Source organism: Microbacterium xanthum (assembly GCF_034531355.1).
In the GTDB taxonomy this organism is placed as follows: domain Bacteria; phylum Actinomycetota; class Actinomycetes; order Actinomycetales; family Microbacteriaceae; genus Microbacterium; species Microbacterium xanthum.
This window is the reverse complement of record NZ_JAWHUE010000001.1, coordinates 473,356-492,834: the sequence shown is the minus strand read 5'-3', so window position 1 is coordinate 492,834 and position 19,479 is coordinate 473,356. Positions and strand designations below refer to the sequence as shown.

Here is a 19,479-nt window from a genome sequence, read left to right as displayed (position 1 = left end):
CGAACGAGGGGCCACGCATTGCGTGGCCCCTCGTTCCGCGTCCCGGCCCCCCCACTCAGTCCGTGCGGATGGCGGCGGGTCGAGGCTGGGCGGGGTGGGGGGCATCCGCGAGCCGCTCCTGCTCGCGCCACATCCTGGCTTCGAGGTCGCGCCGCACGCCGGCGTAGGCGGGGTCGTGGGCGAGATTCCTCAGCTCGTGCGGGTCCGTCTCGAGGTCGAACAGCTCCCACTCCGGTGAGTAGGTGAACGGTCCCGTCCCGGGCAGGTCGAGCCCGTCGTTGTAATAGAAGATGAGCTTGTAGCGGTCGGTCCGGTAGCCGTAATGAGCCGGGGCCTTGTGGAACACATCGTCGTGCTCCCAGTAGCGGTAGTAGAAGCCGTCACGGTCCGACTCCTCGCCTGCTGTGAGCTGGCCCCAGAAACTGGTGCCCTGCATCCTCGGGTGGTCCTCGACACCGGCGGCCTCGAGGATCGTCTGAGCGATGTCGACGTTCGTCACGATCGAGTCGAGTCTGAGTCCGGCGGTGACCGCCCGCGGATAGGAGATCACGAACGGCATGCGGATGGACTCTTCGTACATGAACCGCTTGTCGAACCAGCCGTGGTCGCCGAGGAAGAAGCCCTGGTCCGAGGCATACATGAAGACGGTGTCGTCGAACTCTCCGCGCCGTCGCAGGTGCTCGGCGACGCGTCCGACGTTGTCGTCGACCGACGCGACGCAGCGCAGGTAGTCCTGCATGTAGCGCTGGTACTTCCACAGCGCCTCTTGCTCCTCGCTGAGCCCGCTCGGCGGATCCTGCTTCAGATCCTCCTTGCTGAGGTGCTCGGCCACGCGCATCGCCGCGCGTTTCGCGGAGGAACTGCGGCCGGACAGGTCGTCGTCGAAGGTCTCCGGAACGGGGATCGGGTCGGAGTAGAGGTCGGCGTGCGCCTCATCCGGCTCCCATGGCCGATGCGGAGCCTTGTGGTAGATCAGCACGCACCACGGAGCTTCCCCGTCCAGCTCATCGAGCCACTCCAGGGCGAGGTCCGTGATCACCTCCGTCGCGTAGCCCTCGACGGTGCGCAGCCCGTCGCGCGAGAGGAAACGGGGGTTGTGGTATTCCCCTTGATCGATGAGGACATCCCAGTAGTCGAAGTTCTCCGGGTCGTGACCCGTTCCCTCGCCCATGTGCCATTTCCCGATGATGGCGGTGCGGTAGCCGGCTTCGCGCAGCAGCGAGACGAACGTCGGCTGCGACGCGTCGATGGGGGTGACCAGCGTGGTCACCCCGTTGATGTGGCTGTACGTGCCGGTGAGGATGCTCGCTCGGCTCGGCGAGCAGAGCGCATTGGTGGCGAAGCAGTTCTCCAGCAACGCGCCGCCGTCGGCGAGCGCGTCGATGTGCGGCGTCCGGTTCACGACCGAACCGTAGGCGCCGATGGCGTGCGAAGCGTGATCATCGGTCAGGATCATCACGACGTTGGGGCGGCGGGTTGCGGGTTCCATGGGTCCTCCCGGTGGCGGTCTATGCGTAGAGCAGGCGGTCGAGCGCGGCGCACGCGGCACCGATCACACCCGCCGTCGGTCCCAGGCTCGACGGGCGGATGTCGATCGAGTCACGGATCAGCGGGAAGGTCGCGTTCCGCGCGCGCGCGATCAGCTCGTCCCGTGCTGCGTCGGGGAGGTCGGCGAGCCCCCCGCCGAGCATGAGCAGCTCGGGATTGAGGAGATTGGTCACCGTCGAGACACCGGTGGCGAGATGGCTCAGGACGACGGATGCTTCGCGTCGTGCGGACGCGTCCTCCGCGCGGCACAGGGTGACCAGGGGGTGCGCGTCCTCGCGGTGGGCGATGCCGAGGCCGTCGAGTCGACGGCGCAGCGCATCCGCGGAGGCGATGGTCTCCAGGCACCCGCGGCCGCCGCAGACGCACGGTGCACCCTCGGCCTCGACGCGGAGGTGTCCGAGTTCGATCGCGCCGTGCACCCCGACGCTCAGGGGTGCCCCGTCGACGACGACGCCGGCGCCGATACCCGCTCCGGCGTAGATGAAGCCGACGCTGCGGCGCGCGCGACCTTCGCCGAAGCGTGCTTCGGCCAGCGCCATGGACCGGACGTTGTGTTCGGCGACGACGGGGATGCCCAGCGCGGCCTCGAGGTCGTCGGCGATCGGCACATCGCGCCACGCGAGGTTGATGGGCATCAGCATCCTTCGCCCCGCGGCATCCACGGGACCCGGAACGGCCACACCGACGCCCACGACCGATGGGTCGGCGAGAGGACGCACCGTCTCGACGACGAGGGAGATGACATCGTCGGCCGTGGACGCCGCGTCATACGGGATGGTGCGCACGTGCTCGGTACCTCCGAGGACGTCCACGACGGCGATGGTGACGGTGCCCACGCCGATCTGGACGCCGATGACCCGATTGGAACTGCGCGTCAGGGCTACGCCGATCGCGGGGCGGCCGAGGGCGCCGCCGTTGACGACCTCCCGCTCTTCGACGGTGCCGTCGGCGAGCAACACGGCGATCTTCCGGGTGATCGTCGCCGCCGACAACCCCGTGTGCTGGGTCAGTTCGACGCGCGACAGCGTGCCGTGGTCGCGAAGGGTGCGAAGGATCGTGCCGGTCAGCGTGACACCATCGCGCTCTGATCGATTGCTCACAGAAAGAAAATAACGTCCAGTGTGCTTCGGGGCAAGTATGTGCCACCGGCGCGGATCAGAGCGACGAAGCCGCCCGGCGTGAGCGTTCGACGTCGTCGAACCAGTCGTGCACGGCGTCCGTCATCACGCGGACCCGCTCCGGGTGGGTCGCGGAGAGGTCCGTGGACTCGAGGGGGTCCTCGGCGAGATCGAACAGGAGGGGTGCGACCTCGGTGGGGCGGGGGACCTCCGGGGCGGGGGTGGTGTCGATCGTCGCGGGCGGGTTCGTCTTGATCTCGACGTCGCGGCGGGCGTCTTCCGGTGTGACATCCAGCGAGCCCGGCCATGCGGGCCACACGATCTTCCAATCGCCGTCGCGCATCGCACAGTTCGATTCGACCTGCGGAGCGTACCGGGTCCATTGCCAGAACCGGGCGCCCGCCGCGGGGCGCTCGCCGCGCAGCGCCGACCACGCATCCGTGCCGTCGACCGGCAGTGTCCCGACGTGCGTGGCCCCCGCGGCGGCCGCGAGGGTGGGGCGCCAGTCGATGAAGTGGACCAGGGCGTCGTGTTCGCCGCCGCGAGGGAGTCCGGCGGGCCACCGGATGATCAGCGGTACCCGCACGCCGCCCTCGAACACGTGCGTCTTGGACCCGCGCATGCCGAGGTTGAAGCGGTGGGTGGATGCATCCCCGAGGCCATTCGCCTCGGGGCCGTTGTCGCTCGTGAACATGACGATCGTGTCGTCCGCGAGACCGAGCACGTCGAGCTCGGCCAGGACTCGTTCCACACCCGCATCCACCATTGCGAGCATGGCGTAGATCGTTGCCACCGCGCGCGTGCGTCCCGGGGCGGAGAATCGTTCGATCAGGTGCTCGGGAGCCTGGAGGGGGTAGTGCGGTGCGTTGAAGGCGAGGTGGAGGTAGAACGGCTCGTCGCGGTGTCGCCGCACGAACTGCACCGCCTCTTCGGTGAACACCTCCGTGAGGTGGCGACCGTCGGCCGTCATCTTCGATCCGCCGCGGTCGAGGGTCCACTCCCAGTAGTCCCGCCAGCCGCCCTGGAACCCGACGAACTCGGCGAAGCCTCGCGCCGTCGGATGGAAGGCCGGATCGAACGCGCCGTTGTGCCATTTTCCGACGAGTCCCGTCGCGTACCCCGTGGCGCGGAGGTCGTCCGCCAGGGTCGTCTCTTCGACCGCGAGTCGGTCGAGCCCGCGGGCTTCGGTCGTGTCGATCACTCCGGTTCGCTGGGGGTAACGCCCGGTCAGCAGCGCCGCGCGGGCGGGTGCGCACACGGGTGATCCCGAATAGTGCTGGGTCAACCGGACGCCCTCGTCGGCAAGGGCGTCCAGCCGCGGAGTCGACGAGGCGCCGCCGTTCTCGCGCGACAGATCGCCGACGCCCATGTCGTCCACGACGATCTGGATGATGTTGGGCCTGGGTGCCACCTCGCGTCCTTCCCGCGCGAGGCCGTCCTGCGCGCTCCGATGTCCACTGTGCCACCTCGCGCACGAGATGGAAAGCGATTACCATCTGTCTCAGTGACATCGAGGTCGGGCGGGAAGGTGGCAGTGATGGCGACACGGCGACCGGTGATCCTCATCGATCTCCCGCCGCATCACCGGAGATCCTTCCTCGATGACGAGCTCGTCTCCCGTCTCGCCGCCGTCGGCGAGGTCCGCGACCTCGACCGGGAGTGGTCGGGACCGGATCTGCGTCTGGCCGCGGATGCCGTCGTCACCGGATGGGCCTCGAAGAGGCTGCCCGATCGCCTGGCCGATGCGGACCGTCTGCGGCTCGTCGCACACACCGGAGGTACGGTGCGTTTCCTCGTGCCCCGCCGTCTCATCGACGCCGGGGTCACGGTGACGCAGACCTCCTCGGCCATGGCGCCCGCGGTCGCCGAGCTCTGTCTGGTCCAGACCATCACCCTCCTTCGGCGGCTGCCCGCGATCGGTGAACGCATGCGGCAGCGGGACTGGTCCGGGGCGATCGCGATTCCCCCCGGGCGGAGCCTGCAGGGCATGCATGTCGGGGTCATCGGTGCGAGCCGAGTCGGACGCGCCTACATCGCGGCGGTGCGGGCACTGGGAGGGGTGGTCTCGGTCTACGATCCCTACCTCGCCGATGCGGATGCTCGCCGAATGGGGGTGAAGCGGGCCGGCCTGGGCGAACTCCTCGCCGGCTGCCCGGTCGTTGCGCTGCATGCTCCGGTCACCGAGGCGACGCGCGGGATGCTCGACGCGCGTCGCCTGGCGACGATCGCCGACGACGGCATCCTCATCAACACGGCGCGTTCGGCGCTGATCGACACGGCAGCGCTCGTTGCCGAGCTGCGCTCGGGCCGTCTCTCGGCCGCACTCGATGTGTTCGATGTCGAACCGCTCGCGCAGGACGATCCGCTGTGGAGCCTGCCGAACGTTCTTCTCACACCGCACCGGGGCGCTGCGACGGCGCAGACATCCACCGCGATGGGCGAGATGGCCGTGACCGAGATCGAGCGGTTCTTCCGGGGTGAGCCCCCGATCGCCCCGGTGTCGGCATCCATCTACGACACGATCGCCTGACAGGAGACCCCATGAAGCTCGCCTTCAGCACGCTCGGTTGCCCGGATCTGTCTCTTGCCGAGATCATCGATCTCGCGCGAGGCGCCCGATACGACGGCGTCGAACTCCGCGCGGTCGACGGCACGATCGACCTCGGATCGGTGGCCGATCTCGCGCCCGATCGTGCGGCGGCGACCGCCGAGCGCTTCGCCCAGGCCGGTCTGGAGGTCGCGTGTCTGGACTCGAGCGTGCGGGTCGACGGCCCGCTGGACCGTTCGACGCGTGACGAAGCCCGCCGGAGTCTGGACCTGGCGGCCCGCGTGAGAGCTCCCTACGTGCGGGTCTTCGCCGGGCGCCCGCGGCCCGGCGCCGAAGCGATCACGACGGGGGTCGCGGAGCTGGCGCACCTCGCAGCCGCGGCCGGGGTGCGGGTGGCCGTGGAGACGCACGGCGAGATGTCTCGCTCACGCGACCTGATGGATGCGCTCGACGGGGTCTCCGAACAGGTCGGGGTGGTGTGGGATGTGATGCACACGTTCCGCGCGGGGGAGGGGATCGCGCAATCGCTGGCTCTCGTGCTCCCGCGCCTGGTCCACGTGCACCTGCGTGATGCGGCGACGGCGGGCGCGGGGCATGACTTCGTCCGCACCGGCGAGGGGATCATGCCCATCGCCCAGGTCGTCGAGGCTCTGCAGGCTGCGGGGTACTCCGGCTACCTCAGCTTCGAGTGGGAGAAGTTCTGGCATCCCGATCTGGAGGAGGGGGCGACGGTGATCCCGCACTTCGCGGATCATCTTCGGTCGGTGATGGCATGAGCCTCCCCGCGCACGCGCTGCCGCCGCTCGGCGCGCGAGGGCTCCGACTGGTCTCCGGGCCGACCCCGCCCGAGGATCGGCTGCTGAGCCCGTACACGGGACTCACCCGAGCTCACTGGATCGCCGCCGCGCGCGACCTGGTCACCTCGGCTGTGCGCTACCGATCCGCCGGCGGTGCGCGGCTCGATCTTCCCGGCCGGCCGTCGCGCCAGGGGGTCGCGGTGGACGGGCTCGAGGGGTTCGCCCGCACCTTCCAGCTCGTCGCCCTGCTCGGAGTCGCCGATGACTCCGCGCAGACCCGGCAGCTGGTCGCCGCATATCTCACCGGGCTCGCCGCGGGGACCGATCCGCGAGACGGAGCAGGGGAGGCCTGGGGGCCCATCGGGCATGTCGACAGCCCGGGCGGTCAACCGCAGGTCGAGGCTGCGGGCATCGCGCTCAGTCTGCACCTGTCACGCGAGGTCACGTGGGAGCGCCTGGACCCGCCCGTTCAGGACGCTGTCGCGGCGTGGTTGGGGGGAATTCTCGACAAGGAGCCGTCGCCGAACAACTGGTATCTCTTCCCGCTCACCGTGGCGAGTTTTCTCGAAGCCGTCGGGCGCGGCGACGACCTCACCCGTCAGGTCATCGGTCGCGGCCTCGCTCTGATCGACCAGTGGTACCGCGGGCGGGGGTGGTACAGCGACGGCGACGGCGAAGCGTACGACCACTACGTCGGGTGGGCCCTCCATCTCTACCCGATGATGCATGCGCATCTGCGCGGCGACAGCGCGTTGGCGGCGCGGCTCGGAGAGCGTCTGGAGGAGTTCCTCCACACCTTCGCGCGCACCTTCGACCGGGACGGCGCGCCGCTGTACCTGGGGCGGTCGATGACGTACCGGACCGCGGCCGGCGCGGCTGTCGCGCTCGGTGCGGTGACCGGCCGCAGCCCGCTGTCGCCCGGGCAGTCGCGCCGCCTGCTGTCGGCCACGCTCCGCCACTTCCTCACGCGGGAGGTGCGCCGCGACGGCATCCTCGTGCCCGGCTGGTACGGCCCGCACGAGCCGACGGTGCAACGCTATTCGGGGCCTGCTTCCCCCTATTGGGCCTCCAAAGGCTTCTTCGGTCTCCTCGCGGCCGAGGAGTCGCCGCTGTGGACCGCGGTCGAAGAGCCGTTGCCCACCGATGCCCAGGACACGGTCGAGGTGATCGCGCCCGTCGGGCTTCTGCTGCAGACCACCGCCTCGGACGGCATCGTGCGCGTCCACAACCACGGCAGCGACAACATCCGGCCCTTCGAAGCCGACGCGGGCGTGCCCGATCCGCTGTATGCGCGCTACGGATACTCCACGCGGACGGGGCCGACGGCCGTGCACAACCCCAGTGACAACGACATCCAGATCCTCTTCCGCGACCGATGGAGCGCTCGACGTCGCATCCACCGTGCCGGGGCCGGATCCGACTGGCTCGCATCATGGTCGGCGGTGCGGTTCCCGCACTTCCAGCCGCTGCCGGGAAGCGACGACGCATCGCACGGCTCGGTGCCGCCGTCGGCTCGGATCGAGGCGGTGACGATCGCTCGCGGCCCGGTGGAAGTGCGGATCCACCGGCTGCGCTTCGCTCCGCCGGGGTGCGTGGTGAGGAGCTCCGGGTGGGCCGTCGCCGCGGAGCGGCCGGAAGGACTCGCCGCGACCGTCGACGGGGCCGCGGCCGACGTCCTCGGTCCCGACGCGCTGCGGTCCAGCCTGGTCGGTGTGATCGGCTGGGAGAAGGCGACGAGCCGGCCGGCGACCTGGGGGACGGCGTTCGGGCCATGGGCGACGATGCCCGAGCTCTCGGCCACGACCGGCTCCGACCTGTTCGTCAGTCTCGCCTCGCTGTCGACGTCGATCTCGTCGGCCGATCTCTCGCGTGCCGTGCGCGTGGACGTCCGCGGGTCGACGATCACCGCCGTGTGGGCCGACGGCACGGCGGATTCGGTTCTCGACCTCGATCGTGTCTTCGCCAGCGGATAGCGATTTCCATCTACGCGGGCCCGAGCGCCGCCTTCCCCCACGCGCGCCACGCGATCTCGACCAGCGCCATGCCGGCCGCGACGACACCGACCGTCGGGATCCACACGCAGAGGATGCCGGCGGCGACCGCGGCGGCGAGGGCGACGATGCTCACGAAAGGTCGGAACGCCACCAGGCGGGCGGCGTCGACGATCGCGGCACGGAAGCCATTCGTCCTGGCCGAGGCGGTCGGCAGGGCCAGGGTGACCAGAGCCGCCACGGCTGCCAGCGCGAGGACGACGGCCATCATGATCACGCCGAACGGGGCCGGGGCAACCAGCCAGAATGCGGTGGAAATCCAGGAGGAAGCCCCGATCAAGGCGATGATCGGTCCGTAGCTCCATTGCTTTCGGAAGTCGCGCCGGGTATCGGCGAGCATGTTGCGGAACGGGTGGGAGGGGGCGTCTTGACTGACGCGGCGGCGTGCGCGCATGGCGGCCGTCGAGCCCGGCCCGGCCGTGAGCAGTCCGGCCCACAGGATCAGCAGGGTGATGGAGATCACGATGAGATCGCCGGCGACGGTCATCACGCCCAAGAGCGTCCACCGGTGAGGGGGGCGTGAGGAGGTCGCGTCCAGAGGCATGCACTCAGTCTCGCATCACGAATCGATCACGGGGTTGACGAACGGTATGCGCTTTCCATATTCTCAAGGCAATCGCTTTCAAGAAGATTGCGACAGACAATGCAGTCACTAGGAGGTTTCCGTGGAAAAGCGCACCCGGCTGTTTTCCGCCATCGCAGCTCTCGGCGTCGCCGCGCTCACCGTCACCGCATGCTCGGGTGACAGCGGTGAGTCCGGAGGATCGTCCGACGACCCGAACGAGGTCACGGGCACGCTTCGCGTACTCACGCCGAGCTACCCCGCCAGTACGGAGGGTCAGGCGGCATTCGACGAGGTCGTCGCCGCGTTCAACGAGGAATACCCGGGTGTCGAGATCGAACCCGACTTCGCCACGTTCGGCACGCTGAACGAGAAGATCTCGACCTCACTCGCGAGCGGCCAGCCCTATGACGTCCTCGTCACCGGAATCGGGTGGGTTCCGCCTTTCGCCTCGCAGGGAGCCTTCCTCGACCTGAACGAGTTCGGTGTCACGGCCGACACGGTCGGCACGGAGACCTCCGAGGCGATGGTTCCGGCCGTGACCTACGACGGCGACGTGTACGCCTGGCCGTTGATCCTGGGCGCCAAGCCCGTGGCGCTGAGCAAGTCCGCGTTCGAGGAGGCCGGTCTCGACCCGAACTCGCCGCCCACGACGCTGGACGAGCTCATGGAGGTCGCTGAACAGCTCACCATCCGTGACGAGGACGGCAACCTCGAGCGTGCCGGCTTCGACTTCTGGGGTGCAGACCCCCGGCATGCATACGTCGCACTGCTCGGCGCGACCGGCCCGGATCTCTACGAAGACGGCGTACCCGGCTTCGACGGCCCCGAAGGCGTCGAGGCATTGGACTGGATGGTCTCGGCGGTGAACGACTCGAAGATCACCGACTTCGGCCTCGCCTCTGCATCCGGCGCCCCGCTCATGTACACGGGAGAAGCGGCGATGGGCATGGTCGGTGGTTACATCGACTGTGATGAGCTCGGTCAGGAACTGTGCGACGACCTGGTCTTCTTCAACCTCCAGGACGAGCGCGAAGTGATGTTCACCGGTGGTCAGGTTGCGTCCATCGGCGCGGGCACGGAGCTCCCCGAGGCCGCCTGGGCCTTCATCGAAGCGATGGCCACTCCCGAAGCCGAGGCCGCGATGGCGTCGATGAACTTCGCCGTGCCGGCCATCGCCGGCTCGGAGGACGCCGAGGTCGTCACGAGCAACCCCGCCAGCGAGTGGACGTACGCGAACCTCGACAAGGTCGTGTTCGAGGGTGGTGCCGCCAACTGGCTCGACCTGCGCGACACCTTCAACACCGAGTTGCAGAAGGCGCTGCTCGAGGAAGCGAGCTCCGTCGAGGTGCTCGAGTACCTCGCGGCCGAGTCCGAGTGACCGCAGGCCGTCATTGATCGTGCGGGGTCGGGAGTCATCCGTTCACCCGACCCCGCGCACTCTCGGAACAGACCATGAAGGAGGCTCGCGATGACGACGAGCATGGATGAGAAGGTGACGCCGTCACCTTCCGAGGCGCCGCCGCCGGCCGCGCCGAGGCGCCGCCGCAAGCACTCGGGGATGGTGCGCTCGCAGCGTCGCGCAGGGTATGTGCTGATGGCCCCGGCGATGGTGAACATCTCGATCTTCTTGGGCCTGCCCCTGATCCTGGCGTTCATCCTCAGCTTCACCGACTACGGGTTCTTCGCGCCGCCGGAGTTCATCGGCATCGACAACTACATCGAGATGGCCGGGGACCCGGACTTCCAGATCTCTGTCGTGAACACGATCGTCTACACGATCATGGTCGTGCCGGTCGCCATGGCACTCGCGCTGATCGTCGCCCTGGCCCTCAACATGCCGATCCGGGCTCGCGGCACCTACCGCGTGATGTTCTACGTGCCCGTCGTCACCGCGACGGTCTCGGTCGCAACGGTCTGGCTGTGGATCCTCAACCCCTCCTTCGGCCTGGCCAACCAGATCCTCGCCCTGTTCGGGTTGCCGCCGTCGCAGTGGCTCAACTCACCCGACACGGCTCTGATGAGCCTCGCGATGGTCGGGATCTGGCAGGGACTGGGCGCGAAGATGGTCATCTACCTCGCCGCGCTGCAGGGTGTCGACCCGGCCCTCGTCGAGGCCGCTCGCCTCGATGGGGCGAACCGTTGGCAGGTGTTCTGGAACGTCACGTGGCCCAGCCTCGGCCCCGCGCACTTCTTCGTCTTCGTCACCTCGATCATCGCGTCGTTCCAGGTGTTCGACCTCGTCTACGTCACCACGCAGGGTGGCCCCGCCAACGCCACGCGCGTGCTCGTCTACGACATCTACCAGAACGCGTTCTCGCGCCTGCAACTCGGCTACGCCTCGGCGGAGTCGGTCTTCATGTTCGCCCTCATCGCGGTCTTCATCGCCGCCGGGCTGTGGCTGCAGAGGAGCAAGTCAGAATGACCACCGAACTGATCCGTTACCCCAGCACCAAGAAGAAGTCGCTGGGGTCGAAGATCCGCTGGACGATCTTCTACATCGTCCTGTCGGTCGCCGCCTTCGCCATGGTCGTGCCGTTCATCTGGATGGTGCTGACCTCCCTGAAATCCCCCGCCGAGGTGAACTCCTTCACCTGGTTCCCCTCGGAACTGCACTGGGATAACTACGTCACCGCGATGACGGCTGCGCCGTTCCTCGACTACTTCCGCAACAGCTTCATCCTCGCGATCTCGATGACGCTGCTGACTCTCATCTTCGCGACGGCGGCGGGATACTCGCTGGCGAAGATGCCGATCCCGGGCAAGACCTACATCATGTGGTACGTCATCGCGATGCTGATGGTGCCGTTCCAGGTGGTCATCGTCCCGCTGTTCCTGGTCGTCAAGAGCATCCCCCTCTTCGGCGGGAACGACATCTTCGGTCAGGGTGGGAGCGGTTGGCTGGACAGCTGGTGGGGCCTGATCGTCCCGCTGTCGATGGGACCGCTGTTCATCTTCCTGTCGCGCCAGTTCTTCACGTCTCTGCCCGATGAGCTCGGGGAGGCAGCACGAATCGACGGCGTGACCGAGTACGGGATCTTCGCGCGCATCATGCTGCCGCTGGTCAAGCCCGCTCTGGTGACCATCACGGTGTTCCAGCTCGAAGCCGCGTGGAACAGCTTCCTGTGGCCGCTGATCGTCACCAGTTCCCCGGACCTGCGCCCCTTGCAGCTCGGGCTCGCCATCTTCGCGCAGGACGAACTGAACGTGCAGTGGAACTATCTGATGGCGGGGGCGACCCTTGCCACCGTGCCGATGATCATCCTGTTCATCGCCGCGCAGAAGTACTTCGTGCAGGGCCTTGCCAGTTCGGGGCTGAAGGGATGACCCGCGTCGACGTGCCCCAGGCCACCCGGGCCGGGGCGGACGTGGACGAGCCCATGACGGGGCGGTACGCCGTCGCGATGAGCTCGCATGATCTCGCCGAGCGCCTGTTCGGGCCCGATCTCGAGATGTTGCGGCGAGCTCCCGGCATCCCGGAGCTGCCCGTGGTGACGACTTTCGACGACGAGACGTTCGCGCGCCTGGCCGACGTGGAGATCCTCGTCACCGGCTGGGGCGCCCCGGCGATCACCGCCGACGTGCTGGAGCGACTTCCGCGACTGTCGACGGTGATCCACGCCGGTGGGGGCACGGATGCCCTCATCGCCTCCGATGTGCGACCGCTCCTGCAACGCTCCAATGCGGGGTCCATCAATGCCATCCCCGTCGCGGAGTACTCCCTCGCGATGATCATGCTGGCCTGCCGGCAGGTGTTCGCCTCGCAGCGGATCTACCGCGCGGTGCGCGGGCGGGTGGATCGGGAGCAGACCTTCCCCGCCGCCGGTCTGTACGGACAGACCGTCGGCCTGGTGGGGGCTTCCCGGATCGGTCGGCGGGTGATCGATCTGCTGCGCCCGTTCTCCGTCAACGTCCTGCTGGCCGACCCCTACATCACGCCCGAAGACGCCTTCACCCTCGGGGTCGAGCTCGTCCCGCTCGAGGAACTCATGAGCCGAAGCGACGTCGTCTCCCTGCACCCGCCGCTGAACGACGAGACGCGCGGCATGATCGGCGCGCAGGAGATCGCGCTCATGCGCGACGGTGCCACCCTCATCAACACGGCACGCGGCGGCATCGTGGATCTCGCCGCGCTGCAGGAGGAACTGCTGGCGGGCCGGATCGAGGCCATCCTCGATGTCACGGACCCGTTCGAGCCGCTGCCGGCGGATTCACCGTTGTGGGCGTGCGAGAACCTCGTGCTCACGCCGCATGTGGCCGGATCCATGGGCACCGAATTGCGCCGCATGGGTGCTCACGTCGCCGAAGAGCTCTCACGCGCACTGCGTGGCCAACCGCTGGAGGCCGACGAATCACCCGCTCGCTAGCGGGCTCGACTTCAGGTCGTCTCACCCTCGGCCGTCGGATGCATCCGGCGGTCGGGGGTGCTTTCGCGTACGACGACGTGACCCCGCACGACACTGACGCGAGGTTCGGCGGGGCGCTCGGAGAGCGCGAGCCGGATCGCCTCGGCGGCGACATCGTCCCAGGGCAGATGCACGGTGGTCAACCCGGGAGTGACGTCTCGCAGCGCTTTGATGTCATCGAACCCGGCCACGGCGACCCCCTGGCCGCGCGGACCGGCGTCGCGCAGGAGTGACAGGGCGCCCAGAGCCATCGCGTCGTTGACGGCGAAGATCGCGTCGAGCCGGATCCCGCGGCGGACGAGGTCGCCGGCGGCGGCGTACGCCGCGTCGCGCGTGAAGTCCCCCGTGACGACCCGGTCCGCCGACAGCTCGACGCCGCTCTCGGCCAGCCCCTCGAGGAACCCCTGGGTTCGATCGCGTTGGGTCAGGCCGTTGGCGAATCCGGCCAGGATCGCGAAGTGTTCGTAGCCGAGCTCGACGAGCGTGCGAGCAAGCTCCTTGGCGCCCTCGCGGTTGGCGTAGGCCACGGTGTCGAAGGGCAGTCCGGGCTGGGTGATCAGCACGACGCGGCCGCCGTCGGCCTCGTACCGCTCCAGAGCGGTGACCATCTTGTCGGTGCCGCGGTCGTCGACGAAGCGGCCGCCGATGGTCATGAGCACCTGTGCCCGTCGGCCGCGCGCCGCGTCGATCGCACGCACGAGGTCGTCGGTGCCGGATCCGGCGACGACGAGGTTCAGGGGCAGACCCTCCCGGTGCGTGGCGTTGACCACCCCGGCCACCATCGGGTTCGCGTAGTCGTCGGGCATCGCCTTGACGATGAGGGTGACCCCCCGTGTGCGGCCGCGTGCGACGGTCTGCGCGGCGAGGTTGGTCGTATAGCCGAGCTCTTCGGCCGCGGCCAGGACGCGGGCGCGGTTCGCATCTCGCACGCCCCGGGTCGTCGGGTTCAAGGCGCGAGAGGCCGTCGCCGTCGATACCCCCGCGCGGCGGGCCACGTCGACCAGGCGCGGTGAGCGACTGTCCATCACGTCTTCCCCCTCTGGCATCATTGCGTCTTGAAAGCGCTTGCCGATATTACCGCTCGGCGACACGATCGCGCGCTGCCACGCGGACGACGGAGGACGCATGACCATCGATGCCCATGCCCATGTCTGGGACACCACCGAGCTGCGGTACCCGTGGCTGGATGACGCGCCCCACCTTCCCCGGACCTTCCTTCCGCGCGATCTGCAGCGCGACGGAGCCGTCCCGTATGTCTTCGTCGAGGCCGATTGTGCTTCCGGGCATGCCGAGGCGCGATGGGTCGCGGGTCTCGGCGCCGACGGTCCCGCCGCGATCGTCGCCTTCGCCCGAATCGAGTCGGCACGTGTGGCAGCCGAGCTCGATGCTCTCGCGGGGGTGCCCGGAGTGACGGGTATCCGCCGCCTGTGGCAGGACCAGCCGGCCGACATGCTGCGCTCGCCGGCAACGGCGCGCGGGCTCCGCCTGCTGCCGGAGCGAGGTCTCGTCTTCGACGTGTGCGTCCGGTGGGAGCAGCTGGAGGTCGTGGCCGACGTGGTCCGAGCGCACCCCGATGTCCACTTCGTGATCGATCATCTCGGGAAGCCGCCGGTGGCACGACCCGAGCTGCTCGCGTCCTGGCGGAGGTCTCTCGCCGCCTGTGCGCGGGAGAACGTCTCGGTGAAGCTGTCCGGCCTGCCCGCGGAGGATGGCGCCGCCGTCGACGGCGAGTGCCGTGTCGACCTCGCGCCCTGGCTGCGCGCGGCGTTCGAGCTCTTCGGTGCCGACCGTGCGATGGTCGGCAGCGATTGGCCCGTCTCAGCCGATCGCGGATTCGGGCGGCCCGCATGGTTCGCCGCCGTGCGCGCCGCACTCGGCCTCGGTGCAGACGAATGGCACCGCGTCTCCCACGCGAACGCGGCGCGGGTCTACCGCGTCGGGGCATCCTCTGCGGACTGAGTTCCTGATCGTGCGCTCCGCGCGGTGGCGTCGTCATCGGCGACCACCGACCGGCGGTCGCGCTGGGCCGCCTCAAGGCGCTCAGCCTCCTCGCCGCCGACAGCCTCGCCTCGAGCGACGAGCCCGGCGACGTCCGAGAGCGGTACCTGCTTGAGGAACAGGCTCAACAGGAAGGCGACGCCGATGAAGGGCAGCACGTACCAGAACACCGGCGCCAGGGCGTCGGCGTAGGCGCTGACGACGCCGTCGCGCACCGCCTCGGGAAGCTGGTCGAGGATCTGCGGGTCGATGGTCGCCGTCGCCTCGGCGGCCTGCTCGGGGTTCGCCCCGGCGTCGGCGAAGACCGTCATGAGGTTCTCACTGAGGCGCGTCGTGAACAAGGTGCCGAACACCGCGGTTCCGAGCGCCGCGCCGACCTCGCGGAAGTAGTTGTTGGTGCTCGTCGCCGACCCGATGTCGGCGGCGGGTACGGCGTTCTGCACCACGAGGACGACCACCTGCATGATGAGGCCGAGGCCCGCGCCGAAGATGAACAGGAAGACGCAGATGAGCCAGATCGCCGTCTCGGCGGTCATCCCCGCCATGAGCACGATCGCAAGGCCCGTGGTGAGCGTGCCGGCGATGGGGAAGACCTTGTAGCGGCCGGTGCGGGTGATGATCAGGCCCGACGCGATCGAGGTGCCCATGAGGCCCACCATCATCGGCAGCATGAGCAGACCCGAGACGGCGGCCGAGGTGCCCGAGGCCATCTGCAGGAACGTCGGGATGAATCCGATCGCCGCGAACATCGCCAGTCCGATCATCAGCCCGATGGCGGTGGCGTTGACGAACACGGGGTTGCGGAAGAAGCTCAGCGGGATGATCGGGTCGGCCGCGCGCGACTCGACGAACACGAACAGGCCGGCGGCGACCACGAGGCCCGCGCCCCACATCCACGTCTCGGGGGCGTCCCAGCCGTGTGCCGCGTCGCCGCCGAAGTCCGTGAAGAAGATCAGACACGTGGTGGCCACCGAGAGCAGGAGCACGCCGAGGATGTCGATCGGCTTGGTGGCCTTCTTCGACGGAAGCTGCAGGGCGACCAGCGCGATGATGAACGCGGCGATGCCGATCGGGATGTTGATGTAGAAGGCCCACTGCCAGGTGAGGTGGTCGACGAAGTAGCCGCCGAGCAACGGTCCCGCGACCGCCGACAGGCCGAAGATGCCGCCGAGCGGCCCGAGGTACTTGCCGCGCTCGGAGGCCGGGACGATGTCGGCGATGATCGCCTGCGACAGGATCATCAGGCCGCCGGCGCCCAGCCCCTGCATGGCGCGGAACGCGACGAAGCTCCAGAAGTCGCCGGCGAAGGCCGCACCCGCCGAGGCGACGGTGAACAGGCCGATCGCGATGAGGAACAGGTGGCGACGGCCGAGGACGTCGCCGAACTTGCCGTAGATCGGCATGACGATCGTGGTGGCGAGCAGGTACGACGTCACGATCCAGACCTGGTGCTCGACGCCGCCGAGCTGACCGACGATCGTGGGCATGGCGGTCGAGACGATCGTCTGGTCGAGGCTGGCCAGCAGCATGCCCGCGATCAGCGCGCTGAAGATGATCCAGATGCGCCGTTTCGTGAGCAGGAAGGGCTGCTCCATGGTCGTGGAGGTCATTCGGGTCCTTGTCGGGTGTCAGTCGGAGACGGCGAGCAGCGACCGGGCCACGGCGAGGCGGCGTCGGAAGATCTCGGCGAACGGGATGTGTGCGTCGTGGGCGAAGAACTCGTCCACGCACGGGCGCATGAGGGAGCCGACGAGGTCCACCGCGACCGCGGCGCGCTCGTCGTCGTCGCCCCAGCCCTCGCGGCGGGCGACGAGGGCCCGGTCGGCGCGTTGCGCCTCGGCGATGTGCGCGAAGAAGGTGCGGTGCAGTTCGGGGGATCGCTCCACCGCCGCGCCGACGAGCCGCGCCTCGGTGAGGTCCATCTCCCCGGCCTCCCAGCGCGCGACCATGAGCGTCGCGAGCTCGTCGAGGAGGTCGCCGCGGGAGGCCGCGAACGCCTCATCCGCGTCCGTGGAGTCGCTCCGCAGGCCGACGCCGAGCACGGCGTTCTCCTTGCTCGCGAAGTAGTTGAAGAACGTGCGGCGCGAGACACCCGCGTCGGCGCAGAGCTCGTCCACGGTGTAGCCGCCGAGTCCGCGCTCCGCGGTGAGTTCCCGCGCGCGCCGCCGCAGCGCGCGCTCGGTCTCCCGAGCGCGCTGCTCACGCGGAGAAATTGCACTCTGGCCCATAAAGTGCATCTTTGCACTATCCCCCCAGAAGTGCGAAACCCGCCGGCGCATCCCCCACCCCGCGCATCCCCCACCCCGCGCATCCCCCGCCCCGCGCATCTCGCCCCGGTTGTCGCCGAGCCGGCCCATTGTTCTCGAGCGGGCCCCTTCCTCCCGAGAAGAGAGGGCCGGCTCGGCGGTAAAGGGGCGGTTCGCGGGGAGGGGGATGCGGGGAGGGGGATGCCGCGGAGTGGGGGTGCCAGGTCAGGGGCGCCAGGAGTGCTGAGGGGAGAAGCCGAGGATGCGGCGGGCCTTGTCGATCGACAGCAGCGTCTCGTGCGGTCCCGGCTCGCCGCGCACGTCGACCCCCGGGAAGACCTCGGCGATGAGCTCGGCGTTGGGGCGTTCCATCACGGTGTCGGCCGCGGCGATGATGTACGCCTCGAAGCCCGCCGGGGCGTTCCGCAGCGCTTTCTCGACCGCCTGCGCGCCGTCGCGCGCGTCGATGTACCCCCACAGGTTCCACTTGCGCACCAGCGCATCGTGCTGGAAGTCCGGGAACGAGGCATAGTCCTCGGGGGCCATCACGTTCGAGAAGCGCAGAGCGCTCACCGACAGGTCGGGGTGCCAGCGCACCAATTCGCGAGCCAGCTGCTCTTCCAGCGTCTTGACGATCGAGTAGACCGATTCCGGGCGCGGCGGGTACTCCTCATCGACGGGGATGTAGGGCGGCGGCACATCGAAGGGCAGACCGAGGACGGTCTCACTCGAGGCGTAGACGATCCTGCGGATGCCCAGCCGCGCGGCGGCCCAGAACACGTTGAACGTCGAGGGCATGTTGTTGTGGAAGGTCGCGACGTCGGTGCGCAGCCCCGGCGCGGGGATGGCGGCGAGGTGGACGACCGCGTCGAACGGGTCGGCCCGATCGACGCCCCCCAGGGCATCGACGACCTGCCCGTAGTCGGTGAGGTCGATCTGCACGAACCCGGCGGCACGGGAGCCGACGACGTCGAATCCGGTGACGTCGTGTCCCGCGGCGCGCAGTTCGCGAGCGACGACCGAGCCGAGCTTTCCGGTGACACCGGTCAGAGCGATACGCATGTCGCCACCCTGTCACACTCGCGAAGGGCCGCACCCCTCAGCCCGCGTCCGCGAGGTGCCGACTCAGGTGGAGGCGCGGACGACGAGAGTCGTGGGCAGGGTGACGGGTGCGAGGGCGGGTGCCCCACCGTCGGCGGCGTCGGCGAGGAGGTCCACGGCAGCCGCGGCCATATCGCGAATCGGTTGTCGCACCGTCGTCAGCGGTGGGCTCAACCAGCGCGCGCCCCGCACGTCGTCGAAACCGACCACCAGGACGTCGTCCGGGATGCGGAGGCCCTCGATCGCCGCCGCCGCGTACACGCCGGCGGCGAGTTCGTCCGATACGGCGAACACCCCGATCCGCTCTCCCGGCTCCCGTCGGCGCAAGAGGGGCAGCGCCGCGTCGCGTGCCGCGGGGGCGCGCCACGGGCTCGTCGCGGCATCCACGATCGCGTGCGGCAGGTGGCGCGCGAGTTCTTCGACGAAACCGTCCCGTCGTGCCCGGCCGTAGCGGAACGGCGGGTCGCCCCCGAGGACGACGAACCTCGTCGCACCGCGCGCAGCGAGGTGGCGTGCGGCGGCTGCGGCGCCGGCGGTGTCGGTCGTCCGGACGCTCGGCAGACCGTGCGTCCCCTCGGCGGGCGGATCCAGCAGGACGAGGGGGGTGCCGGCCTCGCGCACCCCGGCCACTTGCGTCGCGGTGGGGGAGATGAGACCGAGGACGACCCCCGCCGAGCCCCGCCGGCGGATGCGGACCGGCCAGTCGTCGCCGGGGAAGTCGCTCTCTTCGGTGAGCACCAGGTCGTAGCCGCGCGCGCTCGCAGCCCCGTGCGCGCCGGTGGTGACTTCGTCGGCCCACGGGTTGTGGAACCGGCCGAGGACGAGGTCGATGAGGCGAGCGCTCGCGGCCGGACGGCCGCCTCGCGTGGACCGCCGTCGGTAGGCCAGTGCCGTCGCCGCCTCACGCACACGGCGGCGCGTGTCCGCCGCGAGGTCGCCCCGACCGGACATCGCGCGGGATGCGGTGGCCACGCTCACGCCCGCGGCGGCGGCGACATCGGCGAGCGTGGTCTCGGTCATGCGTCCAGCATCCGGGTGAGCGAGGTTTTGCGCAAGAAGGTGGGGAGAGGCGGGGTCTCCTGGCACGCTCGACGCGGAACGACG

Annotated in this window: 17 protein-coding genes; 8 read left to right on the top strand and 9 right to left on the bottom strand. The window is 69.3% G+C overall.

All coding sequences use genetic code 11. From position 1 onward, the window contains the following. Window positions 1-55: 55 nt before the first annotated feature. Genes RZO50_RS02420 through RZO50_RS02410 form a run of 3 tightly spaced genes read right to left on the bottom strand, consistent with a single transcriptional unit; the run spans window position 56 to window position 4,077 of the window. On the bottom strand, window positions 56-1,489 hold the full coding sequence (locus RZO50_RS02420) for a sulfatase family protein (protein ID WP_322598107.1): 1,434 nt from the start codon (window positions 1,487-1,489) through the stop codon (window positions 56-58). 19 nt (window positions 1,490-1,508) lie between these two features. Continuing rightward, window positions 1,509-2,648, bottom strand: coding sequence for an ROK family transcriptional regulator (locus tag RZO50_RS02415; RefSeq protein WP_322598106.1), 1,140 nt, complete (start codon window positions 2,646-2,648; stop codon window positions 1,509-1,511). Between the two features lie 55 nt (window positions 2,649-2,703). Then, window positions 2,704-4,077, bottom strand: a complete 1,374-nt coding sequence (locus RZO50_RS02410) for a sulfatase-like hydrolase/transferase (RefSeq protein WP_322598105.1) — start codon at window positions 4,075-4,077, stop codon at window positions 2,704-2,706. A 39-nt stretch (window positions 4,078-4,116) separates the two neighbouring features. Here RZO50_RS02410 and RZO50_RS02405 point away from each other — a divergent pair, with 39 nt between their 5' ends. Genes RZO50_RS02405 through RZO50_RS02395 form a run of 3 tightly spaced genes read left to right on the top strand, consistent with a single transcriptional unit; the run spans window position 4,117 to window position 7,984 of the window. Then, on the top strand, window positions 4,117-5,196 hold the full coding sequence (locus RZO50_RS02405) for a hydroxyacid dehydrogenase (RefSeq protein ID WP_463605616.1): 1,080 nt from the start codon (window positions 4,117-4,119) through the stop codon (window positions 5,194-5,196). 11 nt (window positions 5,197-5,207) lie between these two features. Next, window positions 5,208-5,990, top strand: a complete 783-nt coding sequence (locus RZO50_RS02400) for a sugar phosphate isomerase/epimerase family protein (RefSeq protein WP_322598103.1) — start codon at window positions 5,208-5,210, stop codon at window positions 5,988-5,990. Then, the gene (locus RZO50_RS02395) at window positions 5,987-7,984 is read left to right on the top strand and encodes a DUF2264 domain-containing protein (protein ID WP_322598102.1); all 1,998 of its coding nucleotides are present in this window, start codon (window positions 5,987-5,989) and stop codon (window positions 7,982-7,984) included. The genes RZO50_RS02400 and RZO50_RS02395 overlap by 4 nt, the downstream gene beginning before the upstream one ends. Window positions 7,985-7,994: 10 nt before the next feature. Here the strand turns inward: RZO50_RS02395 and RZO50_RS02390 are convergent, their stop codons facing one another. Further along, a complete protein-coding gene (locus RZO50_RS02390; protein ID WP_322598101.1) occupies window positions 7,995-8,606 on the bottom strand; it encodes a hypothetical protein in 612 nt (203 codons plus the stop codon). A 121-nt stretch (window positions 8,607-8,727) separates the two neighbouring features. On the opposite strand from RZO50_RS02390, the gene RZO50_RS02385 reads away from it, so the two are divergent. From RZO50_RS02385 to RZO50_RS02370, 4 genes are all read left to right on the top strand, one after another. Beyond that, entirely contained in the window at window positions 8,728-10,005 is a 1,278-nt protein-coding gene (locus RZO50_RS02385; RefSeq protein ID WP_322598100.1) for an extracellular solute-binding protein, read from the top strand. Between the two features lie 90 nt (window positions 10,006-10,095). Next, window positions 10,096-11,049, top strand: a complete 954-nt coding sequence (locus tag RZO50_RS02380) for a carbohydrate ABC transporter permease (RefSeq protein WP_322598099.1) — start codon at window positions 10,096-10,098, stop codon at window positions 11,047-11,049. After that, window positions 11,046-11,951 carry a carbohydrate ABC transporter permease gene (locus RZO50_RS02375; protein WP_322598098.1) on the top strand — a complete coding sequence of 302 codons (906 nt, stop codon included), beginning with the start codon at window positions 11,046-11,048 and terminating at the stop codon, window positions 11,949-11,951. Before RZO50_RS02380 ends, RZO50_RS02375 begins: the two co-directional genes overlap by 4 nt. Next, the gene (locus RZO50_RS02370) at window positions 11,948-12,991 is read left to right on the top strand and encodes a hydroxyacid dehydrogenase (RefSeq protein WP_322598097.1); all 1,044 of its coding nucleotides are present in this window, start codon (window positions 11,948-11,950) and stop codon (window positions 12,989-12,991) included. The genes RZO50_RS02375 and RZO50_RS02370 overlap by 4 nt, the downstream gene beginning before the upstream one ends. Window positions 12,992-13,002: 11 nt before the next feature. On the opposite strand, the gene RZO50_RS02365 is transcribed toward RZO50_RS02370, so the two are convergent. Then, a complete protein-coding gene (locus RZO50_RS02365) occupies window positions 13,003-14,055 on the bottom strand; it encodes a LacI family DNA-binding transcriptional regulator (RefSeq protein ID WP_322598727.1) in 1,053 nt (350 codons plus the stop codon). Between the two features lie 100 nt (window positions 14,056-14,155). On the opposite strand from RZO50_RS02365, the gene RZO50_RS02360 reads away from it, so the two are divergent. Beyond that, window positions 14,156-14,989 (top strand): amidohydrolase family protein, encoded by an 834-nt coding sequence (locus RZO50_RS02360; RefSeq protein ID WP_322598096.1) that lies wholly within the window; start codon window positions 14,156-14,158, stop codon window positions 14,987-14,989. Here RZO50_RS02360 and RZO50_RS02355 read toward each other — a convergent pair. From RZO50_RS02355 to RZO50_RS02340, 4 genes are all read right to left on the bottom strand, one after another. Further along, window positions 14,959-16,638: an MDR family MFS transporter gene (locus RZO50_RS02355; protein WP_322598095.1), complete on the bottom strand. Its 1,680-nt coding sequence runs from the start codon at window positions 16,636-16,638 to the stop codon at window positions 14,959-14,961. The two genes, RZO50_RS02360 and RZO50_RS02355, sit on opposite strands and share 31 nt — an antisense overlap. Before the next feature lie 18 nt (window positions 16,639-16,656). Further along, window positions 16,657-17,256, bottom strand: a complete 600-nt coding sequence (locus RZO50_RS02350; RefSeq protein ID WP_322598094.1) for a TetR/AcrR family transcriptional regulator — start codon at window positions 17,254-17,256, stop codon at window positions 16,657-16,659. Window positions 17,257-17,499: 243 nt separating this feature from the next. Further along, a complete protein-coding gene (locus RZO50_RS02345) occupies window positions 17,500-18,336 on the bottom strand; it encodes an NAD-dependent epimerase/dehydratase family protein (protein ID WP_322598093.1) in 837 nt (278 codons plus the stop codon). Between the two features lie 63 nt (window positions 18,337-18,399). Further along, window positions 18,400-19,395 (bottom strand): substrate-binding domain-containing protein, encoded by a 996-nt coding sequence (locus RZO50_RS02340; RefSeq protein ID WP_322598092.1) that lies wholly within the window; start codon window positions 19,393-19,395, stop codon window positions 18,400-18,402. Window positions 19,396-19,479: the final 84 nt, after the last annotated feature.

Bases quoted from the DNA above. Each gene is read 5' to 3' on its own strand.
- RZO50_RS02370 (WP_322598097.1), top strand. From the start codon at position 11,948: ATGACCCGCGTCGACGTGCCCCAGGCCACCCGGGCCGGGGCGGACGTG.
- RZO50_RS02380 (WP_322598099.1), top strand. From the start codon at position 10,096: ATGACGACGAGCATGGATGAGAAGGTGACGCCGTCACCTTCCGAGGCG.
- RZO50_RS02390 (WP_322598101.1), bottom strand. From the start codon at position 8,606: ATGCCTCTGGACGCGACCTCCTCACGCCCCCCTCACCGGTGGACGCTC.
- RZO50_RS02375 (WP_322598098.1), top strand. From the start codon at position 11,046: ATGACCACCGAACTGATCCGTTACCCCAGCACCAAGAAGAAGTCGCTG.
- RZO50_RS02365 (WP_322598727.1), bottom strand. From the start codon at position 14,055: ATGGACAGTCGCTCACCGCGCCTGGTCGACGTGGCCCGCCGCGCGGGG.
- RZO50_RS02350 (WP_322598094.1), bottom strand. From the start codon at position 17,256: ATGGGCCAGAGTGCAATTTCTCCGCGTGAGCAGCGCGCTCGGGAGACC.
- RZO50_RS02405 (WP_463605616.1), top strand. From the start codon at position 4,117: ATGTCCACTGTGCCACCTCGCGCACGAGATGGAAAGCGATTACCATCT.
- RZO50_RS02360 (WP_322598096.1), top strand. From the start codon at position 14,156: ATGACCATCGATGCCCATGCCCATGTCTGGGACACCACCGAGCTGCGG.
- RZO50_RS02395 (WP_322598102.1), top strand. From the start codon at position 5,987: ATGAGCCTCCCCGCGCACGCGCTGCCGCCGCTCGGCGCGCGAGGGCTC.
- RZO50_RS02400 (WP_322598103.1), top strand. From the start codon at position 5,208: ATGAAGCTCGCCTTCAGCACGCTCGGTTGCCCGGATCTGTCTCTTGCC.
- RZO50_RS02420 (WP_322598107.1), bottom strand. From the start codon at position 1,489: ATGGAACCCGCAACCCGCCGCCCCAACGTCGTGATGATCCTGACCGAT.
- RZO50_RS02340 (WP_322598092.1), bottom strand. From the start codon at position 19,395: ATGACCGAGACCACGCTCGCCGATGTCGCCGCCGCCGCGGGCGTGAGC.
- RZO50_RS02355 (WP_322598095.1), bottom strand. From the start codon at position 16,638: ATGACCTCCACGACCATGGAGCAGCCCTTCCTGCTCACGAAACGGCGC.
- RZO50_RS02345 (WP_322598093.1), bottom strand. From the start codon at position 18,336: ATGCGTATCGCTCTGACCGGTGTCACCGGAAAGCTCGGCTCGGTCGTC.